At 39.0% G+C, this 2,810-nt stretch carries 5 protein-coding genes; 3 read left to right on the top strand and 2 right to left on the bottom strand.

The window, feature by feature from the left end; genetic code table 11:
* Positions 1 to 141: 141 nt before the first annotated feature.
* Together hslV and J7K40_10265 are read right to left on the bottom strand one after the other, a co-directional pair.
* Positions 142 to 666 carry an ATP-dependent protease subunit HslV gene (gene hslV, locus J7K40_10270; GenBank protein MCD6162783.1) on the bottom strand — a complete coding sequence of 175 codons (525 nt, stop codon included), beginning with the start codon at positions 664 to 666 and terminating at the stop codon, positions 142 to 144.
* Positions 663 to 1,580: a tyrosine-type recombinase/integrase gene (locus J7K40_10265; protein MCD6162782.1), complete on the bottom strand. Its 918-nt coding sequence runs from the start codon at positions 1,578 to 1,580 to the stop codon at positions 663 to 665. Before J7K40_10265 ends, hslV begins: the two co-directional genes overlap by 4 nt.
* Positions 1,581 to 1,768: 188 nt before the next feature.
* Here J7K40_10265 and J7K40_10260 point away from each other — a divergent pair, with 188 nt between their 5' ends.
* The 3 genes from J7K40_10260 to J7K40_10250 are packed head-to-tail and all read left to right on the top strand — an operon-like array spanning position 1,769 to position 2,790.
* Positions 1,769 to 2,086, top strand: coding sequence for a response regulator (locus J7K40_10260; protein ID MCD6162781.1), 318 nt, complete (start codon positions 1,769 to 1,771; stop codon positions 2,084 to 2,086).
* Positions 2,071 to 2,355 carry a PAS domain S-box protein gene (locus J7K40_10255; GenBank protein ID MCD6162780.1) on the top strand — a complete coding sequence of 95 codons (285 nt, stop codon included), beginning with the start codon at positions 2,071 to 2,073 and terminating at the stop codon, positions 2,353 to 2,355. Before J7K40_10260 ends, J7K40_10255 begins: the two co-directional genes overlap by 16 nt.
* A gap of 45 nt (positions 2,356 to 2,400) precedes the next feature.
* Entirely contained in the window at positions 2,401 to 2,790 is a 390-nt protein-coding gene (locus J7K40_10250) for a hypothetical protein (GenBank protein ID MCD6162779.1), read from the top strand.
* The last annotated feature ends 20 nt before the right edge of the window (positions 2,791 to 2,810 follow it).

Below are 2,810 nucleotides of genomic sequence, written 5' to 3'. Positions count from 1 at the left end.
GTTCAATGACTATTTCTCTCGGTGTAAGTTCTGTTTCCATATTTTCCTTTGATAAAATACAAGTCAAAACTACAGAGGTTTTGACCTGCAATTTTAATTAAATTTTTTTAGCGTTTTTTTAGTATTCTATCCCAATTCAACCTAAAGTGTTTCTACTTTAATATTATCATTGGTATAGATACATATCGAGGCGGCTATATGCAACGACTTTTCCACAATATTTTCCAGCGGCAACTTCGTATTTTGTATAAGCGCCCGGGCAGCCGCCAGCGCATATGGTCCGCCGGAACCGATTGCCAGAATGCCGTCATCCGGTTCGATAACATCGCCATTGCCGCTGATAACAAAACCGCTTTCCTTGCTCACAACTATCAGTAATGCCTCGAGACGGCGGAGATATTTATCGGTACGCCATTCTTTTGCCAGTTCGACTGAGGCTCTGGCTAAATTGCCGGAAAACTCATCTAATTTAGCCTCGAATTTCTCGAATAAAGTAAGGGCATCCGCAGTGGCGCCGGCAAAACCAGCAAGCACTTTGCTATCATGCAGCTTGCGTATTTTCACAGCGCTGGCTTTCATGATTGTGTCTTCAAGAGAAATCTGACCATCCGCGCCCAGCGCCGCGCCTTTTTTATTTATAATGCCAATTACAGTTGTACCTCTCATTCGACCTCCGCCCGGGGATGCGCTCGCTTATAAATCGAGATTAATTTCCCGGTAGTTATATGGCTGTATTTCTGAGTTGTTTTCAATGATGCGTGTCCCAACATTTCCTGAACCGCTCGCAAGTTTGCCCCGGCAGTAAGCAGATGAGTCGTGAACGAATGCCGCAGACTGTGAGTTGAAAGACCGCTTTTTTCGGAACATCGGCAAAGATGAACTTTCACGATTCGAGCAACGCTTCTGGCGGTTATCCGTCTGCCGCGCGTGTTTAGAAAAACAGCTTTATTGTTAATATTGTTTATCTCTGCTAATAAGTTTTCCCTATTGAATAAATATTTTTGAACTGATTTTATCGCTTTTAATCCTATTGGAACTTGCCGATACTTGCTGCCCTTGCCTAAGACCTCAATCAGGAAACTCGAGAATTTCAAATCAGATATATTCAGATTGCTCAGTTCTGAAAGCCTTAGACCGCACCCGTAATATATTTCAATCATCGCCCGGTCGCGGTTGGTTTTAAAATCATCGCCGGCAAAAACCTGCTCAAGCAAAAACTGAGCCTCTTCCTCAGACAGGTATTCAGCGCGATAGGGATCTATTTTGATTGATTCAATAAGGCGAGTCGGATTATGCTTGAGCTTTTTATTTGAAACCAAATAATCCAGAAATATCTTGACTGCCTCAAGCTTACGGGCAATCGAGCTGCTTTTTAGGTTTGCTCGGCGAAGCGATATTAAATAACCGCGTATCTGCAATTGGGAAATATCAGGTGATGTGTTCTTTTTAATTTTCAGATACTTGATAAAGCCAAGAACATCCGACCCATAGGCGATGACTGTATTTTTAGCATAACGCGTCCCGCCTTGCATGTGATGTATAAACTGCTTATAACAATCATCCCAGAATTGCTTTTCCATAACATGTTTATATATATTTCTTTGGGTTGATTTGCAAGGGATAAGTTTGGGAAACCATTGTAGAATCCAGATTCAATTCGTTAGTTATCATTACTATGCAATAAATTATCTTGAAAGATTCCCTGCTTAGATATATTATTACCAATGTTATAAATATAAAATAGTATGTTAAAAAGAAATAGAAAATCATGAAACAAATAAGAATATTATACATAGAAGACAACAGCAAACAGCGCAAGAATTTCGCCGGGCAATTGCGCCAAAAAGGCTTTACCGTAACCGCTGCCGTCTCCGGAAAAACCGCCTTGAAATATTTAAAACAAAGAACTTATGATGCTGTTCTCTGCGATTTAAACCTGCCGGATTTGAACGGACTGGATATTTTAGAGGAAATAAGGCGGGAAGGTTCAAAAATACTTTTTGTTATCCTAACGGCGCACGGTACAATATCCCAAGCGGTAAAAGCAATTAAAAAAGCGCCGATCATTTTATCCTTAAACCCTTAGAGATTAATGAAATAATAATCATTATAAACCAGGCTATCGATAAAGTAAAATTAGAAGAAAAACTAAAAACATCTGAATCGGTACTGAATCTCATCACAAATAATATCCCTGATATTCTATACTCGATGAATCTAAAGGGCGAGTTTATAAATATTAATCATGCGGTCGAAGCCTGTCTGGGCTACAAACCATCCGAATTATTGGGTATTTCGGTATTTACAATAATTCATCCCGATGACCAACAAAAGATTAGAAAATCTTTTATTTAATCAATAGAAACTGCTAATGGTAAAGTTAAAAATCTTCAATTCAGAATGGTTGCCAAGTCGGGCGAGGTAAGGAATTTTGAAATTAGCCGTCGACATTATTTCGAAAATGGCAGAATAATAAGATCGGACTGGATTGCGCGCGATATTACTGATAGCTTGAGGCTTGAGAGAAAACTGAAAGAATATTTACAACAGTTGGAAAAGAAGGTTGATGAACGAACTGTAAGCTTAGAATATGCCAACCGCCAGCTCTCTGCCTTAACCAAAGCTTCCAGCAAATTCACTAAGATTTTAGATGAGAATAAATTGCTTGAGGAAGCGCCCAAGATTTTAACCCGTTCGCTTGATTTTGATAGAGCTTATCTGTTTTTGGGAAATGTTGATAGTTTACATATTCATTCCAGTTTTTGCATTAGAAACAGAAAATCAGGTTGATATTTTCATATAAAACAAAG

The sequence above is a fragment of the Candidatus Zixiibacteriota bacterium genome, from assembly GCA_021159005.1.
GTDB lineage: Bacteria > Zixibacteria > MSB-5A5 > UBA10806 > 4484-95 > JAGGSN01.
The sequence above is the reverse complement of the archived record's forward strand: the minus strand, read 5'-3'. Positions and strand labels throughout refer to the sequence as shown.

Bases quoted from the DNA above. Each gene is read 5' to 3' on its own strand.
- hslV (MCD6162783.1), bottom strand. From the start codon at position 666: ATGAGAGGTACAACTGTAATTGGCATTATAAATAAAAAAGGCGCGGCG.
- J7K40_10265 (MCD6162782.1), bottom strand. From the start codon at position 1,580: ATGGAAAAGCAATTCTGGGATGATTGTTATAAGCAGTTTATACATCAC.
- J7K40_10260 (MCD6162781.1), top strand. From the start codon at position 1,769: ATGAAACAAATAAGAATATTATACATAGAAGACAACAGCAAACAGCGC.
- J7K40_10250 (MCD6162779.1), top strand. From the start codon at position 2,401: ATGGTTGCCAAGTCGGGCGAGGTAAGGAATTTTGAAATTAGCCGTCGA.